Source organism: Sulfurimonas sp. HSL1-2, assembly GCF_039645565.1.
GTDB lineage: Bacteria > Campylobacterota > Campylobacteria > Campylobacterales > Sulfurimonadaceae > Thiomicrolovo > Thiomicrolovo zhangzhouensis.
This window is the reverse complement of sequence record NZ_CP147914.1, coordinates 1,969,300-1,988,608: the sequence shown is the minus strand read 5'-3', so window position 1 is coordinate 1,988,608 and position 19,309 is coordinate 1,969,300. Positions and strand designations below refer to the sequence as shown.

At 58.5% G+C, this 19,309-nt stretch carries 14 protein-coding genes and 1 other RNA gene; 14 read left to right on the top strand and 1 reads right to left on the bottom strand.

All coding sequences use genetic code 11. The features are described 5' to 3' along the window. Positions 1 to 73 precede the first annotated feature (73 nt). The 3 genes from guaA to ssrA all read left to right on the top strand — a co-directional run bounded on the left by guaA (position 74) and on the right by ssrA (position 3,543). Positions 74 to 1,624, top strand: coding sequence for a glutamine-hydrolyzing GMP synthase (gene guaA / locus WCX18_RS10205; protein WP_345987481.1), 1,551 nt, complete (start codon positions 74 to 76; stop codon positions 1,622 to 1,624). A gap of 194 nt (positions 1,625 to 1,818) precedes the next feature. Beyond that, positions 1,819 to 3,093, top strand: coding sequence for an OmpA family protein (locus tag WCX18_RS10200; protein ID WP_345987480.1), 1,275 nt, complete (start codon positions 1,819 to 1,821; stop codon positions 3,091 to 3,093). An 83-nt stretch (positions 3,094 to 3,176) separates the two neighbouring features. Beyond that, positions 3,177 to 3,543, top strand: a transfer-messenger RNA (tmRNA) gene (gene ssrA, locus WCX18_RS10195). Positions 3,544 to 3,554: 11 nt separating this feature from the next. On the opposite strand, the gene WCX18_RS10190 is transcribed toward ssrA, so the two are convergent. Next, positions 3,555 to 4,172: an HD domain-containing phosphohydrolase gene (locus WCX18_RS10190; RefSeq protein ID WP_345987479.1), complete on the bottom strand. Its 618-nt coding sequence runs from the start codon at positions 4,170 to 4,172 to the stop codon at positions 3,555 to 3,557. 161 nt (positions 4,173 to 4,333) lie between these two features. Between WCX18_RS10190 and WCX18_RS10185 the strand changes: the two genes are divergently transcribed. From WCX18_RS10185 to WCX18_RS10135, 11 genes are all read left to right on the top strand, one after another. Then, the gene (locus WCX18_RS10185; RefSeq protein WP_345987478.1) at positions 4,334 to 6,088 is read left to right on the top strand and encodes an alkaline phosphatase D family protein; all 1,755 of its coding nucleotides are present in this window, start codon (positions 4,334 to 4,336) and stop codon (positions 6,086 to 6,088) included. A gap of 84 nt (positions 6,089 to 6,172) precedes the next feature. Beyond that, positions 6,173 to 7,168: a type I glyceraldehyde-3-phosphate dehydrogenase gene (gene gap / locus WCX18_RS10180; protein ID WP_345987477.1), complete on the top strand. Its 996-nt coding sequence runs from the start codon at positions 6,173 to 6,175 to the stop codon at positions 7,166 to 7,168. Between the two features lie 9 nt (positions 7,169 to 7,177). After that, complete coding sequence (locus WCX18_RS10175; RefSeq protein ID WP_345987476.1) at positions 7,178 to 7,897, top strand: ATP-binding protein; 720 nt, start codon at positions 7,178 to 7,180, stop codon at positions 7,895 to 7,897. Between the two features lie 12 nt (positions 7,898 to 7,909). Continuing rightward, positions 7,910 to 8,869, top strand: coding sequence for a 6-phosphofructokinase (locus WCX18_RS10170; RefSeq protein WP_345987475.1), 960 nt, complete (start codon positions 7,910 to 7,912; stop codon positions 8,867 to 8,869). A 230-nt stretch (positions 8,870 to 9,099) separates the two neighbouring features. Continuing rightward, positions 9,100 to 12,669, top strand: a complete 3,570-nt coding sequence (gene nifJ / locus WCX18_RS10165) for a pyruvate:ferredoxin (flavodoxin) oxidoreductase (protein ID WP_345987474.1) — start codon at positions 9,100 to 9,102, stop codon at positions 12,667 to 12,669. Then, positions 12,660 to 13,661: a dihydroorotate dehydrogenase-like protein gene (locus tag WCX18_RS10160; protein WP_345987473.1), complete on the top strand. Its 1,002-nt coding sequence runs from the start codon at positions 12,660 to 12,662 to the stop codon at positions 13,659 to 13,661. Before nifJ ends, WCX18_RS10160 begins: the two co-directional genes overlap by 10 nt. A gap of 165 nt (positions 13,662 to 13,826) precedes the next feature. Beyond that, positions 13,827 to 14,540: a UMP kinase gene (gene pyrH / locus WCX18_RS10155; protein ID WP_345987472.1), complete on the top strand. Its 714-nt coding sequence runs from the start codon at positions 13,827 to 13,829 to the stop codon at positions 14,538 to 14,540. A 23-nt stretch (positions 14,541 to 14,563) separates the two neighbouring features. Further along, a complete protein-coding gene (locus tag WCX18_RS10150; RefSeq protein ID WP_345987471.1) occupies positions 14,564 to 14,788 on the top strand; it encodes a DNA-directed RNA polymerase subunit omega in 225 nt (74 codons plus the stop codon). A gap of 53 nt (positions 14,789 to 14,841) precedes the next feature. Then, positions 14,842 to 16,998 (top strand): RelA/SpoT family protein, encoded by a 2,157-nt coding sequence (locus WCX18_RS10145; protein ID WP_345987470.1) that lies wholly within the window; start codon positions 14,842 to 14,844, stop codon positions 16,996 to 16,998. Positions 16,999 to 17,014: 16 nt separating this feature from the next. Beyond that, positions 17,015 to 18,217, top strand: coding sequence for a tyrosine--tRNA ligase (gene tyrS / locus WCX18_RS10140; RefSeq protein ID WP_345987469.1), 1,203 nt, complete (start codon positions 17,015 to 17,017; stop codon positions 18,215 to 18,217). Beyond that, entirely contained in the window at positions 18,218 to 19,309 is a 1,092-nt protein-coding gene (locus tag WCX18_RS10135) for a nitronate monooxygenase (protein ID WP_345987468.1), read from the top strand.

Genomic DNA, 19,309 nt, shown 5'->3' with positions numbered 1-19,309 from the left:
CTGACACTAACCCAATTCTAACCCCTTTTAAGCTATCCTTCCATAACCAATCACCATTCATAAAGGTCTTACCGTGAAAGACGTCAGCATTATCGTACTGGATTTCGGATCACAGTACACGCAGCTTATTGCGCGCCGCCTGCGCGAGGAACGCATCTACTGTGAAATTGTTCCCTACTTCACCAAAGTCGATGAGATTACCGCGAAAAACCCCAAGGGGATTATCCTGAGCGGCGGTCCGGCATCGGTTTACGACAAAGACGCCTACGAAGTGGACAAGGCGATCTATGACCTCGGTCTCCCCGTGATGGGGATCTGCTATGGGATGCAGCGCATCGCCGTCGATTTCGGCGGCTCGGTTATCCGTTCCGATCACCACGAATACGGCAAGGCGGAACTCTATATCAACGAGGAGCACGGCAATGTTTCCCCGCTGTTCGAATCGTGCGAGAACAGCCGTGTCGTCTGGATGAGCCATAGCGACCGTGTTGATGTCCTGCCGGAAGGCTTTGCACCGATCGCCTACTCTGACAACTCTCCCTACGCGGCGATCGCGAATGAGGAGAAACGCGTCTACGCCATGCAGTATCACCCGGAAGTACAGCACAGTGAAGAGGGTTACCTCATGCTGCGCAACTTCGCGCGCAAGATCTGCGGCGTGACCGAGAAGTGGGACATGGGCCACTTTCTCAAGGAGCAGATCGCGAAGATCAAAGAACAGGTCGGCGGGGGCAAGGTCCTCTGCGGACTCTCCGGCGGGGTAGACTCCTCTGTTGTCGCCGCGCTGCTGTACGAAGCGATCGGCGACCAGCTGATCCCGGTCTTTGTTGACAACGGGCTGCTGCGCAAGGGCGAGCGCGAACAGGTCGAGGAGGTCTTCAAGGTCAACCTCAAAGTCCCCCTCGTCGTTGCCGATGCTTCCGAACTCTTCCTGGAACGTCTGGCGGGCGTCACCGATCCGGAGACAAAACGCAAAACGATCGGACACACTTTTATCGAGGTCTTTGAAGCCGAGGCGAAGAAGCACTCCGGCATCAAGTTCCTGGCGCAGGGAACCCTTTATCCCGACGTCATTGAGTCCGTCTCCGTCAAAGGGCCTTCCGAGACGATCAAGTCCCACCACAACGTCGGCGGTCTGCCCGACTGGATGGACTTCGAGCTGATCGAGCCGCTGCGCGAACTCTTCAAGGATGAAGTCCGCAAGCTCGGCCGCGAACTGGGCCTTCCGGAATCGATGATCAACCGCCATCCGTTCCCGGGGCCGGGCCTGGCGATCCGTATCATGGGCGACGTCAACAAACCGGATCTCAACCTCCTGCGCGAGGCGGACGTCATCCTGCTCGACGAGCTTAAGGCGAGCGGATACTATACCCGTACGTGGCAGGCGTTTGCCGTCCTGCTCAACGTCAAGAGCGTCGGCGTCATGGGGGACAACCGTACTTACGACAATACCGTCTGTGTCCGTGTCGTCGAGGCGGTCGACGGGATGACGGCGACCTTTGCACACCTGCCGCATGACCTGCTCGAGCGCATCAGCCGCCGCATCATCAACGAAGTCGACGGGATCAACCGCGTCGTCTACGACATCAGCTCCAAGCCGCCTGCAACGATCGAGTGGGAATAGGAATCGGCCGCCAGGCCGGGCCTTCCGCAGCAGTACCCTCTCCATTCTCCTTTTTGTATCCGCTTTGTATCAAATATCTATCAAATTTTCCGTTTTTGTCATTAATGTTGAGAATTTGTCGTGCTATAATGCAGCCAAGATGACGAGTTTTCCATGAACCGAGGGGAAATTCCGTTATAAACAAAGGAGAAATAATGCGCAAAATTGGCTTTTTCATGTCTGCAGTCACCGCTGCAGTCCTGGCATCGACCGCTTCGGCAGGAGATTATGAAGTGACCGCGATAGTCGGCGGGGTCGTCCCGGAAGGTAATCTGGAGCTGAACAAACAAGGGACCATTGGTGCAGCGGTCCAGTTCAACGCGATTTTTGAGAGCATCAAACCCGAGCTCGAAGTTCTCGTTTCACCCGATGTAACACACAAAAAACCGGCAGGTGACACGACCATTACCCGTGTCATGCTTAACGGCGTGCACGAATACGGTCCGCTCGGCACGGCGATTCCGTATATGAAAGCTGGTCTGGGCTATGAAAACATGACCAATGACCAGTTTGATAACACCGACAGCGTGATGGCCGATGCTGGTCTCGGGTTCAAATTCCCGATCGCCGAAGACGTTGCACTGAAACTCGAAGCACTCTATATGCTCAAATACAACGACGACCGCTGGGATAATAATCTGGCAGGTCTGGCCGGTATCAGCATTGCTTTTGGATCTTCCGAGCCTAAAGCTGCTCCCGAAGCGGAACCGGCACCAGCAGCCGCTGCGGCTCCGGCCGACAGCGATAACGACGGTGTCGCCGATGATGCGGACAAATGCCCGGGTACCGCTGCCGGTGTGACCGTCGATGCAAGCGGCTGCCCGCTCGACAGCGACAAAGACGGCGTGGCCGATGCGTCGGACAAATGCCCGAATACACCGGCCGGTGCGACGGTCGATGCGATGGGGTGCCAGCTTGACGGTGACAAAGACGGTGTCGTTGACGCTGCCGACAAGTGCCCGAATACGCCGAAGGGTGCCAGCGTGGACGAACTGGGCTGTGCGGTTGACTCCGACGGTGACGGCGTCAGCGACCTGAAAGACAACTGCCCGAATACCCCGGAAGGCTTCAAAGTGGATATGGTCGGATGCCCGGTCGTCAAGACGCTGAAGATCCGTTATGAAACGGCCTCGGCGGTCATCGAAAAAGATTCCGAAAGCAAAGTCGTTGAATTCGCCGACTTCCTCAAAGAGAGCCCGGCGTACAACGTGAAGATCCTCGGCCATACGGACAGCCGCGGTTCGGATAAATACAACCAGGGGCTTTCCGAAGCGCGTGCGAACAGCGTCAGAACACTCCTGATCGCCAACGGTATCGCGGAAGACCGTATCATTGTCGAAGGCAAGGGCGAGTCCCAGCCGATCGCCGATAACGGTACGGCAGAAGGCCGTGCAGCAAACCGCCGTATCGAAGTCTGGCTGCTGAAATAAGGCGCCGCTTCATACCTGCCGGAGATGCGGTTTTTTATTGTCGTCTCCGGAATTATGGTATAATTGAATGTTTACTTAGACACGGGGCTGACCAGGTTTCGACGGGATCAGGTCGCCTACGGTTGCATGCCGGGCTGAGCATCCCGTTATACGGCTCAGATTGCATAACTGCAAACAATACAAATTATCGTCCTGCTTACGCTGTAGCGTAAGTTTTAACTTAATTTAGGACTGCTTCGCCTTCCGACTCTGGATAGGAAGGATTTTGAAGTATCACCCTTCTCCAGATATATCTGCAGATTGTCTCATCTGCAGAAGAACTTCGAGACTCGCCTGGTCTAGCTTTGCAGGTTGTGTGAAGCCCGGTTAAACCAAACAACCCCTCTAAGCATGTAGACGCCGCAGGTAGCTTGTTTTCGGACTGGAGTTCGATTCTCCACAGCTCCACCAACTCTTTTCAATCAACCCTGTCTATCACAATACTTTTTTTCAAACTCATCCATATTTTCCAGCTGCAAAAAAATTGTCAATAGATCCGGGTCATGCTTGGTGCCGCTTTCGCTTAGCATGATCTCAACGGCTTCATGATGCTGCAGGGCCCCACGGTAGGGGCGCGTTTCGCGCAGGGCGTCGTAGCTGTCGAGAATGGAGAGCATCCGGGCGATGCGCGGGATGGCTTCGCCCTCAAGCCCGTCGGGGTAGCCGCTGCTGTCAAAGTGCTCGTGATGGTGGCGCACATAGGTGGCAATCCTGTCGCCCTTGGGGAGCTGCATCAGACGGACGATGGCTTCACCCATGGTGGAGTGCAGCTGCATCGTTTCGCGCTGTTCGGGCGCAAGGGCGTCCGGATGCAGGAGAATACTGTCGGGAACGCCGATTTTGCCGATGTCGTGGAACATGGCGCTGTAGAGCAGCTGGATCTGCTCGTCGTGGGGAAGCCCGCAGGCGCGTCCGAAAGCGTCGGCGAGCAGGACGACCCGTTCACAGTGCTCATGGGTCTGGATGTGACGCTGCCGGAGGCTTTCGCGCAGCCCTTCAATGCTGCAGGGCTGTGCGTGGAGTGATTCGAAAAGGTTCATGGTTCCCCTTTGCATGCGCAGGTGGGTTTCTAAGGGCCGGAGATCGTTACGGAACTATTGTAGCAGAAGATGCGATTGATGAAACCAGATGATGGCCGTTGCGTAATGCCGCCGTAACCGCCGGGAGGTACCATCCGGCGATTTTTGCCTGGAGGTACGACATGGACAGACGGGGCTTTCTGAAGCATTTTTCGGCGCTGGCAGCTGCCGGAGCGGCCGCAACGACGATGGCAGGATGCGGCAGCAGCGTGACGGAAGGGAACGCAACAGAGACAGACAGTGCATTGCTCGATTTCGACCCGGACAATGCAAGTGCGGCGGTCTTTCCCCAAAGCATCGCATCCGGCGATCCGGCGTCAAACGGTGTTATCCTGTGGACACGCGTCTCTCCTGACGCGATCACGGACAGCACACTGCCGGTCGGCTACGAGATCGCATCGGATGAAGCTTTTGAAAACGTGCTTCTGCAGGGCAGTGCCGTTGTCAACCCAGCGGAGCTCAACCATACGGTAAAGCTGAAAGTGACTTCCGACCTTCTGCTCCCCGCAACGACGTATTATTACCGTTTTGTATACGCTCAGACGGCGTCCAGGACGGGATGCTTCAAGACCCTGCCGGAAACGGGAATGGCATCGGTACGCTTTGCCTTTTTGAGTTGCCAGGACTATACAAACGGCTACTATACGGCCTACGACCATCTCGTGCAGGAGGAGATCGACTGTGTCCTCTGGCTGGGGGATTACATCTACGAAGCCGTCGGCGATCCCTCCTACCAAAATAACCTCGTGCGGACGATAACGCTGCCCAGCGGCGCACTTTATGCCCAGGATCTGGCGGACTATTACCACCTTTACAATACCTACCGCAGCGACGAGAAACTGCAGCGGGTCCACGAACGTTTTACGTTTATCACGATCTGGGATGACCACGAATTCGCCAACGATTGCTACGACGGTGACCATGCTCCCGACCACAACTATACGGCCGACGGGAACGCCGAAGGGCTGTTCAACCTTCGACTTGCGGCAAACCTCGCCTGGTTTGCCAACCAGCCCGTCGACGTCTGGTACGATGCGCAGAGCCCCACACCGTTCAACATCCGTATCTACCGCACGTTTCGTTTCGGAGAATTGATGGAACTTGTACTGACGGACCAGCGGCTTTACCGCTCAGCCCACCCCTGCGGGGAAGGGGAGTACGGCGAACGCTATGTGACCCCGGGGTGCGATGGCATTACCGACCCGGGACGGACGATGCTCGGCAGCGAACAGAAGCGCTGGTTCCTCGATACGGTACGCCGTTCGGGGAGACGCTGGGTTTTCTGGGGGAACGAGGTGACGTTGATGCAGATGAAACTCACCGGCATAGCCGGGCTGCTTGAGAGCTATTTCAACCTGGACCAGTGGGACGGATTCCAGGCGGAGCGGCAGGAGATTATCGATGCCGTCGCCACCTACAAGGCCGAAGGGACGCTGCAGAATTTTGTTGCACTGACGGGGGATATTCACAGTTATATTACCGGGCATCTGACCAAAGACTTCAACAATCCGTTGGCAGAAATCGTCGCACCGGAATTTGTCGGGACCTCCGTCACCTCGTCGAACCTTTATGAGCTGGGACTGGGGCTTGCCAGCAGCGTATCGGGTGACAGTACGCTCAGCGCACTGCTGCAGCCGCTGGTCGAACAGATGGAGCCGGAAGGGGTAGAGGAGGCGATGCGTATTCCCAATCCGCATATCGGCTATTTCAACTCCCACCAGCACGGTTATGCGGTTGCCGAAGTCAGTACGGAGCGGGTGACGGTCTCCTTCCGGGCCGTTGCGACGATCCGTGAAACGTCGGCATCCGTTACGACGATCAAGCGTTTTGAAGTCGGTGACGGCACTCCCGTCATGAAAGACGTCACCGCGCCGTGAGCGGATTTTGTGCAGCGCTGTAACCTTTTCTATAAACCATTTTTACTATAATGGCGATATTAAACATTTTGCGAGGAAATGACTATGGCAATCAAAGTGGCGGTTAACGGAACGGGACGCATCGGGCTTATCGCGATCAAGATCGCGGCACAGCGTGATGACATGGAACTGGTGGCGATCAATACGACCGCCAAACCCGATATGCTGGAGTACCTGCTCAAATATGATTCTGTGCACGCCGGCATCGATACGAAGGTCATCGACGAAAATACGATCGAAGTCGGCGGCAAGCCGGTCATGATGTTCAGTGAGCGTGATCCCGAATCTTTGGACTTCAGCAAAGCCGGCGCCGAAGTCGTCGTCGAGTGTACGGGCGTCTTCCTGACGACGGAAACGGCGAAAAAACACCTCAAAGGAAGCGTCAGAAAGGTCGTCATGTCCGCGCCGGCCAAGGATGACACCCCGACCTATGTCATCGGCATCAACACCGACAGCTACAAGGGCGAAGCGGTCATCTCCAACGCCAGCTGTACGACCAACGCGCTGGCGCCGGTAACGAAGATCCTCGATGACACCTTCGGGATCGAAAACGGTCTGATGACGACGATCCACTCCTATACGAACGACCAGAACCTGCTCGACGTCAAGCACAGCAAGGATATGCGCCGTGCCCGCGCGGCGGCGGTGAATATGATCCCGACGACAACAGGTGCCGCCAAGGCGATCGGCCTCGTTATGCCGCACCTCCAGGGCAAGCTCAACGGCTACGCCATGCGTGTTCCGACGACAGACGTCTCCGTCGTCGACCTGACGGTCAACCTGAAAAAAGCGACGACCAAAGAGGAGGTCATTGCCGCCTTTGAAGCCGCTGCGGCGGGCGAATACGCGGGCCGTGTCGAGATCGATCACGACAAACGCGTCTCCAGCGACTTCGTCGGCTCCTCCTACAGCTGTACCTTCGTCCCGGACATGCTCAGCGTCATCGACGGTACGGTCGTCAAGGTACTGGCATGGTACGACAACGAGTGGGGTTATACCGAGCGTCTGATGGACATGGCGAAGTTCGTCGGGGAACACTGAGGCACGCGGATGAAAAGCATTATCGGTCACTGCAACAGCAGCATTGCCGCCCTCAAGCTCTCCGAGGATCTCCTCGATAAAAATACGCTGATCCTCGGCGAAGAGGGGGCGGGCAAGACGAACCTCGCGTCCAAGATCCGCGAGTTTGTCATTGCCAGCGGCATCCCGACGCTCTACATGGACTTTTCGGACCCCACATCCGATGAGGTCGAGGCGCGTTACAAAGACGAGCACTTTTACTACATGCAGTTTGAAGAGAGCGATGCCTTCGACGCGGCCTTCGACGAGGCGATCAAGGCGCGCAAACACATCTACCTTGCGGTAAACCCGAGCTACTTCTCCAACAAGCGTGACGTCAAAAGCCGGCTCTCGCAGACGATCTCCAAGCAGGAACTGCTGGAAAACTACTATTATTTTTTCCATGAGATCGCGCAGCTGGGCGGTTTTTATACGAAGTTCGAAGACTTCCTCCTCTATATTTTCAACATGATCAACATGAAAAAATACGGGCTGACCTTCCTGACGCAGCCGCATGAGATCTTCGAGAATGCCCAGCTCAAACTGCTCTTTACGTTTCTCTTTCTCGGCCGCTGTTCCAATGCGAACTACTACAACACGTCCGAACTGAAGAATATGAAGCGGAACCAGTTTTTCTATCAGCGCCGCATGAACCACAAGACCTTGCTGTTCAACGATATCCGGAGCGACGTCGTCACCATCGACGAATAAAAAGGAGCGCACATGGCACTGGCCATCATGTGTTCGGGCGGTGATGCGCCCGGGATGAACCCCGCGATCAAGAAGTTTGTCGATTACGCTTTCAAGCGGGGGGAGAAGCACTACTTCATCCACCACGGCCTGGAGGGGATGATCGACGGCGAGATTACCGAAGCCTCCCATAAAGACGTTGCAGGGATCCTGCACCGGGGCGGCTCCATTATCCGCTCGTCCCGTTCCAAGCGTTTTTTCGAGTATGAATACCGCAAGCAGGCCTTCGAGAACCTCAAAAAGTATGACATCACGGGGCTCGTCGTGCTCGGCGGGGACGGCTCTTTCCGTGCCATGCAGCGTTTCAGCGAGGAGTTCCCGCTGAACTTTGTCGGCATTCCGACAACGATTGACAACGATATCTACGGCACGGACTACTGCCTGGGCGTCGATACGGCGCTCAACGTCATCCGCGACGCCCTGGACAAGATCCGCGATACCGCGTCGACGTTCGACCGCGCCTTCGTCGTCGAGGTCATGGGTAGGGAGTGCGGCTACCTTGCTGTCGTTTCCGCCCTGGCCAGCGGGGCCGAGATCTGTATCATCCCCGAGGCCGATTTCAATATCAAAGTGGCGGAGAAACAGCTGCTTGAAGAGGTGGCCGGGGGACGCGGCTATGTTCTGGCCGTCGTGGCCGAGGGAACGGGCAAGACCGCCGAGATCGCCGAGTGGCTGGAGTCGACGATAGGCCTGGAGACCAGGGTGAGCATTCTGGGGCATATCCAGCGCGGGGGGAACCCGACGGTCACCGACAGGCTGATGGCCTTTGAGTTCGTTATCCATGCCATCGACCACCTGCTGCACTCCCGAGACGCCAACAAAGTCGTCTATTACCGCGACGGTTCTTACGGACTCATGGAGATCGACGAAGTCGTCTCCCACACCTACACGATCGACAGCGAACTGCTGTCGTCCATCAACCTGATCGACTGACGCGCAGCGGCGTGTTTTGCGGGGGTTTATCCCCCCGAATATCTCTCTTCGGTTTCATTCCGTTTTAATTAATTTGACTTTTTAGCGCATCGCAGTACAATGGGCGATGACCGACGGGTAGAAAGTTTCTTGCAGTACCGTCGCAAGGCTGGCGTGGACGCGTACAGCGGGAACAGACGGCTTTTCTCCGCAGCGGGATCATGCCGATGCAAGACCAAAGGAGCCAAGAGATGCCACGAATTGTCATGGATGCCAACGAAGCCGTTGCGCGTGTCGCTTTCAAAACCAACGAAGTGATCGCCATCTACCCGATTACCCCCTCGTCGCCCATGGGGGAACATTCAGACGAGTACGCTGCCAGAGGGGAGGCGAATATTTTCGGTACGGTCCCGGACGTTATGGAGATGCAGAGCGAGGGCGGGGCGAGCGGTGCCGTCCACGGCGCCCTGCAGGCCGGATCGCTGACGACGACTTTTACCGCGTCGCAGGGACTGCTGCTGATGATCCCGAACATGCACAAGATCGCCGGGGAGCTCACTCCGACCGTATTCCATGTCGCGGCCCGCTCCCTGGCGGCCCAGGCCCTCTCCATCTTCGGCGACCACAGCGACGTCATGCAGTGCCGTCCGACGGGCTTTGCGATGCTGGCCTCCTGCGACGCCCAGGAAGCGCACGATTTCGCCCTGATCGCCCAGGCGGCGTCCCTGCTTAGCCGCATCCCCGTGCTGCACTTCTTCGACGGTTTCCGCACTTCCCATGAACTGGTCGGTGTCGAGACCCTCGATGACGCCGTGATGAAGGCGATGATTACGCCGGAGATGGCGGCGGCGCACAAGGCGAGGGCGCTCGACCCGGAGAAGCCGGTCCTGCGCGGTACGAGCCAGAATCCCGACGTCTACTTCCAGGGGCGCGAGAGCGTCAATGCCTATTATGACGCTTTTGCGGGAATCCTGCAGGAGCAGATGGACCGGTTCGCCGCGTTGACGGGACGGCAGTACGGGCTGTATGAATACTACGGCTGTGCCAATCCCAAAAAGCTCATCGTTATCATGGCCTCCGCCGCGAAAACGGTGCGGGAGGCGGTGGGCGCACTCAACGGGCTCGGGTATGAGACCGGGGTGCTCGTCGTCCGCCTCTACCGGCCTTTTGATGCCGCGCGGCTGCTGAATGCCATCCCCCGAAGCGTGGAGTCCATCGCCGTGATGGACCGCACGAAGGAACCGGGCTCCAACGGCGAACCGCTCTTTCAGGATGTCATGCACGCCTACGCCGAAGCCTTCTCGATGGGGGAGTGCAAACAGATGCCCCGCATTATCGGGGGTCGCTACGGCCTCTCCTCCAAGGAGTTCACGCCGGCGATGGTCAAAGCGGTCTTTGACGAACTGAAAAAACCTGAGCCGAAGCGGCGTTTTACGGTCGGCATCACCGACGACGTCACCCACCTCTCCCTGGATATCCCTGCATTCGAGACTGACGGCACCGGAGTGGAACAGGCGCTCTTTTACGGTCTGGGCAGCGACGGGACCGTCGGGGCGAACAAGAACTCCATCAAGATCATCGGGGAGGAGGGGCGGCACGTCCAGGGCTATTTTGTCTACGACTCGAAAAAATCGGGTTCGATGACGACGTCGCACCTGCGCTTTTCGGCCGAGCCGATCCTTTCGACCTATCTCATCGATACCGCCGATTTCGTCGGCGTGCACCAGTTCGTCTTCATTCTCAAGTACGATATCCTCAAACAGGCGAAACCGGGGGCAAAGGTGCTCATCAATGCCCCCTACGATGCCGATGAGGTGTGGATGCGGCTGCCGCGGATCGCACAGCAGCGTATCATCGAGAAGGGGCTGAAGCTTTACACCGTCAACGCCTACGAAGTGGCGAAGGAGTGCGGCCTGGGGCGGCGGATCAATACGATCATGCAGACCTGCTTCTTCCATATCGCCGGCGTCATCCCGCCGGAACAGGCGATCGCGAAGATCAAGCAGAGCATCGAAAAGACCTACGGCAAGAAGGGCGAGATGATCGTGCGGATGAACTTTTGCGGAGTCGACAAGGCGATCGAGAACCTGCACGAGATCAACGTGCCCGACGCGGTCGGTTCCGGGGCGGACCTGCTGCCCGTCTACAAGCTCGACGTTGCCGACCCGTTCCTCGAGAACGTCACGGCGAAGCTGGAGGCTTTCGAAGGCGACAGCGTGCCCGTCAGCGCCATCCCGGCCGACGGGACCTGGCCGCTGGGAACGACGAAGTACGAGAAGCGCGAGATTGCGCAGGATGCCCCGGTCTGGGACCCGGACGTCTGTATCCAGTGCGGCAAATGTATGGAGGTGTGCCCGCACGCCGTCATCCGCGCCAAGGTGTTTGACGAAGCGCTGCTCGCCGATGCCCCCGAAGGTTTCAGCGCCGTGAACGTGAAGTCGAAGACATTTGAGGACAGTGAACGCTTTACGATCAAGGTCTCCGTCGAAGACTGTACGGGGTGTTCGCTCTGTGTCGAGATGTGCCCGGCCAAGAACAAATCCGACCTCTCCAAAAAAGCGATCAACATGGCGCCGATCGAACCGATCCACGATGCGGCCGTGGCGCAGTGGGAGTACTTCCTCTCCCTCCCCGAAGTCGACCGCAGCCGCCTCGACCGTACGAAGGTCAAAGAGGCGCAGCTGCTGCAGCCGCTCTTCGAGTTCTCGGGTGCGTGCCCGGGCTGCGGCGAGACCCCTTACGTCAAACTTGCCTCCCAGCTCTTCGGCGACCGGATGATCATCGCCAACGCGACGGGCTGCTCCTCCATCTATGGGGGGAACCTGCCGACGACCCCGTGGGCGAAGAACAGCGAGGGACGCGGAACGGCCTGGTCGAACTCCCTCTTCGAGGACAACGCCGAGTTCGGCCTGGGCATGCGTGCGAGCATCGACAAGCAGTCGGTGTTTGCCCGGGAACTGCTCGAAGCCTTGCGCGGTGAGGTCGGCAGCGACCTGACCGACGCGCTGCTGGGCAACCCGCAGAAAACGGATGCGGAGATCGCCCGCCAGCGTACGGATGTCGCCGTGTTGGAAGCGAAACTGCCCGGGATCGACCGTGAGGAGGCCCGGCTGCTCGCGGGCGTCACCTCCTACCTGGTGCGCAAATCCGTCTGGGCGATGGGGGGCGACGGCTGGGCCTACGACATCGGTTACGGCGGGCTCGACCATGTGCTCGCCTCGGGGCGCAACATCAACATCCTTGTGATGGATACCCAGGTCTACTCCAACACCGGCGGCCAGACCTCCAAGGCGACGCCGGTCGGGGCGGTGGCGAAGTTCTCCGCGGGGGGCAAACCCGCCGATGCGAAAGACCTGGCGATGCATGCGCTAAGCTACGGCAACGTCTACGTCGCCCGGATCGCGATGGGCGCAAACGACGCGCAGACGCTCAAGGCCTTCGTGGAAGCCGAAGCGTACGAAGGGGTCTCCATCATCATCGCCTACAGCCACTGTATTGCGCACGGCTACGACCTGCGCTACGGCATGGCCCAGCAGAAGCGGGCGGTCGAATGCGGCCTCTGGCCGCTGATGCGCTACAACCCCGAGAAGGTCGGCACGGAAGAGAACCCCTTCAGCCTCGACTACAAAGCACCGAAGCTCCCGGTCAAGGAGTACATGTACAACGAGGCGCGCTTCAAGATGGTTCTCAAGATGAACGCCGAACGCGCGGATACTTTCTTAGAAGCGGCATCGGCGAAGGCGCAGCGCGACTGGGTCCGCTACAGCGACCTTGCCGCCAGCGGCAATCTCAATCTCAGCAAGGAGGAGACATGCAAATGAGTGTCAACTATCTCGGCCTGGAACTGAAAAACCCCCTCATCGTCTCGGCTTCGCCGATGAGCCTGCATACCGACCGCTGCCGCGCCCTGGAAGAGCACGGCGTCTCCGCGGTCGTCATGCATTCGCTTTTCGAGGAGCAGATCAATGCGGAGCTGCACGAGATCGACCATATGCTCTTTCACGGCAAAAACGCCTTCTCCGAAGCGCTTGACTTCTTCCCCGAGGGACAGTTCGAGAATTACGAGACCGAGAACTACGTCAACCGTCTGCGCGCCCTGAAATCCGCATTGGAGATCCCCGTGATCGCCAGCCTCAACGGGGTAAGCAGCGGTGGGTGGACCCGGTACGCCAAAATGCTCGAGGAGGCGGGCGCGGCGGCGCTGGAGCTGAACCTCTACTACCCCGCCGACAGGGCATGGATCGCCCCCGACCAGATCGAGGCGCACTACCTGGGGGCGATCGCCGCGGTCCGGAAGGAGACGACCCTGCCGTTCGCCGTCAAACTGGCCCCCGCGTTTACCGCGCTGCCCCATTTCCTCAAGGCGGCGGAGGAGGCCGGTGCGGCGGCGGCCGTACTCTTCAACCGTTTCTACCACAGCGACATCGACCTCGAAGCGCTGGAGTGGAGCCGAAAACTCTACAAAAGTTCCCCGGCCGATTTCGCGGCGGCCCTGCGCGCCGTGGCGGTCTGCTACGGCCAGAGCGGGCTGCAGTTCTGCACCGGGGGCGGGGTGACGGAGGGAACCGATATCGTCAAGGCCGTGATGGCCGGGGCGAGCACGGTGGCCGCCGCGACGGTCTTCTACGAACGGGGGGAAGCCCATGCCGCTGTGATGCTCGAGGCCGCGGAGCGCTGGATGACCGAGCACGAGTACGAATCGTTCGACCAGATGCGCGGGGCGATCAGCTATGCCAAGGCTCCCAACCCTTCGGCCCTGGAGCGGGCCAACTACGTCGATCTGCTCCGCCAGGGCGACGAGCTCTGGTTTTAGCGCGAATACGCTGCTTCCGATTGAAACTTTCTTTCCCCCACACGCCGGGGATTTTCTTTTCTTAAAGCTTCTTTAAAGCGACTTTAAAATATAATTGCGGGATTTTATAAAGACACTTTTTACGCGCTTCTGGCGTCGTTGGTGTAAGAGAGAGGAGCGTGTTTGATGGGTCAAAAACGGGTGTTGGTTAAGTTTTCAGGTGAAGCGCTGGCCGGTGAAGCCGGTCACGGGATCGACACCCAGATCCTCAATTACATCTCCCAGGAGATCAAGAGCCTCGTCGATGCGGGGATCCAGGTCGGTCTCGTCATCGGCGGCGGAAACATCATCCGCGGCGTGACGGCGGCAAAAGACGGGATCATCCGCCGGACTTCCGGGGACTATATGGGGATGCTCGCAACGGTCATCAACGCCGTGGCGATGCAGGAGGCGTGCGAACACGCCGGACTGAAAGTGCGGGTGCAGACGGCGATCAAAATGGAACAGATCGCCGAGCCCTACATCCAGCGCCGCGCCGTCCGCCACCTGGAAAAGGGACGCGTCGTGATTTTCGCGGCGGGGACGGGGAACCCCTTCTTTACGACCGACACCGCCGCGACGCTGCGGGCGGTCGAAATCGGTGCCGACGTGATCATCAAAGCGACAAAGGTCGACGGCGTTTACGATCGCGATCCGAACAAATTTGCCGATGCCGTGAAACTGGACACCTTGACGTATGACGAGGCGCTGCATGACCACATCAAGGTCATGGACGACACCTCCATCGCGCTGGCCAAGGACAACAAACTGCCGATTATCGTCTGCGACATGTTCAAGCCGGGGAACCTGCTTGAGATTATCGGCGGCGATTACACCAACTGCTCCATCGTACAGCAGTAAGAAATTTACCAAAGGAAAACACCATGACAAACCTCCGTCTTGAAGAGATTACCGCCAAGGCCCTCAGCACGGCCGGCATCGACCGCTACCAGCTTGCCATTGCCGTTGCACAGCGCGCGAAAGAGCTCGAAAACGGTGCCCAGAGCAAGCTCAACCTTGACCTCAAAACTACCAAATCGACTGACCTCGCACTGATGGAGATCGCAGAAGGCCTCGTCCTTATCAAGGGCTTCAAGCCCAAAGCCTGACCCTCCCTCCCGCGCCCGCCGGGCGCTCCTACATCTGACCGCAAAGAGCAGCCATGGCAAACAATTTTGATATCAACCAGATCCGTTCCATACGGGATATTGAAAGTGCGACGGCGCTGCTGCACGAAAACATCGCCTTTGACGAACTGATCGAAGATGCGCTGCTTTTTTCCAAAGACGCCCATGCGCACCAGACGCGCAAGAGCGGCGAACCCTACGTCGTCCACCCCATCCTCGTTTCTGCGCTGGTAGCTTCCATCACCGGGGACCGCGCCATGGTCATCGCCGCGCTCCTGCACGACGTCGTCGAGGATACGCCCAATACCATTGAGATCGTGGAGATGCGCTACGGCTCCGACGTGGCCCATCTGGTGCACGGGCTGACCAAGATCGACCTGATCCGTGACAAGGAGCTCATCCCCTCGCACTCGGACGAAAAGCTTGTCGTCTCGGCGCTGACGTTTAGAAAGATGCTGCTCGCCTCCATCAAGGATATCCGCGTCCTGGTCGTCAAGCTCTGCGACCGGCTGCACAATATGCTGACCCTCGACTCGCTGCCGCCGGCCAAACAGCGCCGTATCGCCGAGGAGACCCTGGTCGTCTACGCACCGATCGCCCACCGCCTCGGTATCTCCTATATCAAGAACTTCCTCGAGGACCTGAGTTTCTCCTACGTCTTTTCGGATGAGAAGCAGCGTATCGACGACTACCTGAAGACGAACTACCACGACATCGAACTGCGCCTCAACGGCTTCCGCCAGAAGATCGCCAAGCTGATGGAACGCCACGGGATCATGCCCGGCAGCTACGAGATCCTCAGCCGGATCAAGCACGACTACTCCATCTACCTCAAAATGCAGCGCAAGGGGATCAGCATCGACGAGGTCCTGGACCTGCTGGCCATCAGGGTGCTCGTGAACGACCCGACCCAGTGCTACAGCGTGCTCGGGCTCGTGCACCTGCATTTCCAGCCGCTCACCTCGCGTTTCAAGGACTACATCGCGATCCCGAAGGAGAACGGCTACCAGACCCTGCATACGACGGTGTTCGACGACACCTCCATCATCGAGGTGCAGATCCGTACCTTCGAGATGCACAAGACGGCGGAGCTGGGGGTCGCGGCCCACTGGAAGTACAAGAGCGGCGGCAACAACATCAACCTCGACTGGCTGCAGAACCTCCAGTACCAGGAGGAGTCGATCGAGGACTTCTACGAGCTGGCGAAAACCGACCTCTACAGCGAGGATATCAGCGTCTTCTCCCCCAAAGGGAAACCCTATACGCTCCCGCGCGGGGCAACGGCGCTCGACTTCGCCTATGCCGTCCATACCGAGATCGGCGACCGTGCCGAATCGTGCCTCGTGAACAAAGAGAGCAAGAGCCTGCTGGCCGAGTTGCATAACGGCGACATCGTTCGGATCATGACCAGTGAGGAGAAGCAGCTGCGCTGCAGCTGGATGGATGCCGTCAAGACCTCCCGGGCGAAACAGCATATCCGCATCAACTGCCGCCACCGCATCCGCGACATCGACAGCCGGAGCGGCCTGCTGATCATGCGCGGTGTCATGCAGCTCAACGTGACCCGTATCCGGGAGTGGCTGCGCGAACACAACCGTCTGCAGAATGCCTGGATGATCGCCCGGGACGTCGACTATCTCAGAGAGGTGCTGCACCACTACCTCAAGGCCCTGCGTTCGCACAAGAAGTTCGGTGCCTTCCTGGCGACGCATCGCTTCAAGCTCAAGCTCTACCGGTTCGGTTCGATCGAGCTCTTCTCGAACCACACGATCTCCGACGTCGTTTTCGATTTCTGCTGCCACCCCAAGGCCGGGGATGAGATCGTCGGTTTCGTCAGCAACGGCAAGGCACATATCCACCACAAGATGTGCCAGCACGCCGCAACGCTGATCGAGGATGAGGAGCCGATGCTTTTCGTGCGCTGGAAGCAGGAGAGCATCTTCCACTACCACATGATCGTCAGCATGCACAACGCCAAGGGGGCGCTGGCGGATTTCCTCACCTTCCTGGCGAAGCTGGGGGCGGAGATCGTCAGCATCGAACTGGGCAAAGAGCGGCAGGAACACCAGCAGCTGTGCGAGCTGGAGTTCCAGAGTTCGGAAGCGGATATTAACCGCCTCCGCGCTAAAATTGAACAAAAAATTCATATCATACAGTTTATTCGAACGGACGATGCGTATCGCTCCGTGTGAGAGGTGAAGGGAAAGAATGACAGTAACAGAAGCATTGGCTGAAATCCGCCGCGGTACGGCCGAAATCATCGACGAAGCGCGTATCGAGGCGCTGGTAAAAGGGGCCCTCGACGAGGGGAAAACCTTCAGCGTCAAAGCCGGGTTCGACCCGACGGCGCCGGACCTGCACCTGGGCCATACGGTCCTGCTCAACAAGCTGGCCGCTTTCCAGCGCATCGGCGGACGCGTGCAGTTCATCATCGGTGACTTCACGGCACAGATCGGTGACCCGACCGGCAAAAGCGAGACGCGCAAGAAGCTGCTGCCCGAGCAGATCGCGGAAAATGCCAAAAGTTACAAAGAGCAGGTCTTCAAGATCCTCGATCCGGAAAAAACGGACGTTCTCTTCAACGCCGACTGGATCAACCCTATCGGTGCGGCGGGGATGCTCGAGCTCACGACCCTGATGAACGTCGCACGAATGCTGGAGCGCGACGATTTCGAGAAGCGCTACAAGGGCGGTACGCCCATCTCCATCAGCGAGTTCATCTACCCGCTGCTCCAGGGCTTTGACAGCGTCCACCTCGACAGCGACATCGAGATCGGGGGAACGGACCAGAAGTTCAACCTCCTCATGGGGCGCCACCTGCAGCGCGCCTACGAGAAGGGCAAGGAGCAGGCGGTCCTGATGATGCCTATTCTCGAAGGCCTCGACGGCGTTCAGAAGATGAGCAAGAGCCTCAACAACTACATCGGTGTGGCCGAAGCGCCGGGAGAGATGTTCGGGAAGGTACTCAGTATCTCGGACGAGCTGATGTGGCGCTACTACGAGCTGCTCAGCCACAAGAGCCTTGCCGAGATCGCCCGGCTCAAAGCGGACGTCGAGCAGGGCGCAGCCCACCCGAAAAAGGTCAAAGAGGCGCTGGCTATGGAGATCGTAGAGCGCTTCCACAGCGCTGCTGACGCCGAAGCGGCGAAGGCGGAGTTCGACCGGGTCCATGCCAAGAGCGAACTGCCGAGCGACATGCCCGAATTCGAGCTTGACGGCCCGGTATGGATCGCCAAAGCCTTGCAGGATTGCGGCCTTGAAGCATCTACATCGCAGGCCCGTCGCGACCTTAAGCAAGGAGCCGTTAAAATGGATCAAGAAAAAGTGGATGACGAACAGCTTCAGCTGGAAGCGGGCGAGTACATCCTTCAGGTGGGCAAACGCAAGTTTGCCCGCGTAAAGGTGAAATAGATGAGTTTCAAACCGCTGAAAATCGGTAAATACACGCTTGAAAAACCGATCGTTCAGGGCGGGATGGGCGTCGGCATCAGCTGGGACCGCCTGGCCGGGACCGTCTCCAAAGAGGGCGGACTCGGTGTCATCAGCGCCGTCGGGACCGGCTACTACGAGCAGAAAGAGCATGCGCACAAACTGGTCTCCGGCCGCCCGCTGGACGTGGAGAATTTCTACTCCAAAGAGGGGCTGACCGCCATCGTCAACAACGCACGCAAGATCTGCGGCGACGCCCCGCTGGCGGCAAACGTCCTCTACGCCATCAACGACTACGGCCGTGTCGTGCGCGATGCCTGCGAAGCGGGAATCGACATCATCATCACCGGGGCGGGACTGCCGACGAACATGCCGGAGTTCACAGAGGGGTATCCCGACGTTGCCCTGGTGCCGATCGTTTCCTCGCCCAAAGCGCTCAAGATCATCTGCAAACGCTGGGAAAAGCGTTACAACCGCCTGCCGGATGCCGTGATCCTCGAAGGGCCCAAAAGCGGCGGGCACCAGGGCTTTACCTATGAACAGTGTTCCATGGAGGAGCACCAGCTCGAGAACCTTGTCAAGCCTGTCGTCGAGGAGGCGGCGGCCTGGGGCGATATCCCGGTTATTGCCGCCGGCGGCATCTGGGACAAGAAGGACATTGAGGAGATGATGGAACTGGGTGCTGCCGGGGTACAGATGGGTACCCGTTTTATCGGTACCTACGAATGCGACGCTCATCCGAACTTCAAAAAGGTTCTGCTCGAAGCAAAAGAGGAGGATATCCACCTCATGAAGTCCCCGGTCGGCTACCCCGCCCGCGGAGTGCGTACGAACCTGAGCAGCCTGATCGAGACCCGCACGGGGCCGGCGATCAAGTGTATCTCGAACTGCGTCGCGCCCTGCGAACGCGGGGTCGAGGCGAAAGCGGTGGGCTTCTGTATCGCCGACCGCCTCAGCGATGCCTACGAGGGGAATATCGAGCTTGGCCTCTTCTTCTCCGGCACGAACGGCTACCGGATCAACGAGCTCATCAGCGTGGCCGACCTGATGAAGAAGCTGACCGAAGGCGAATAG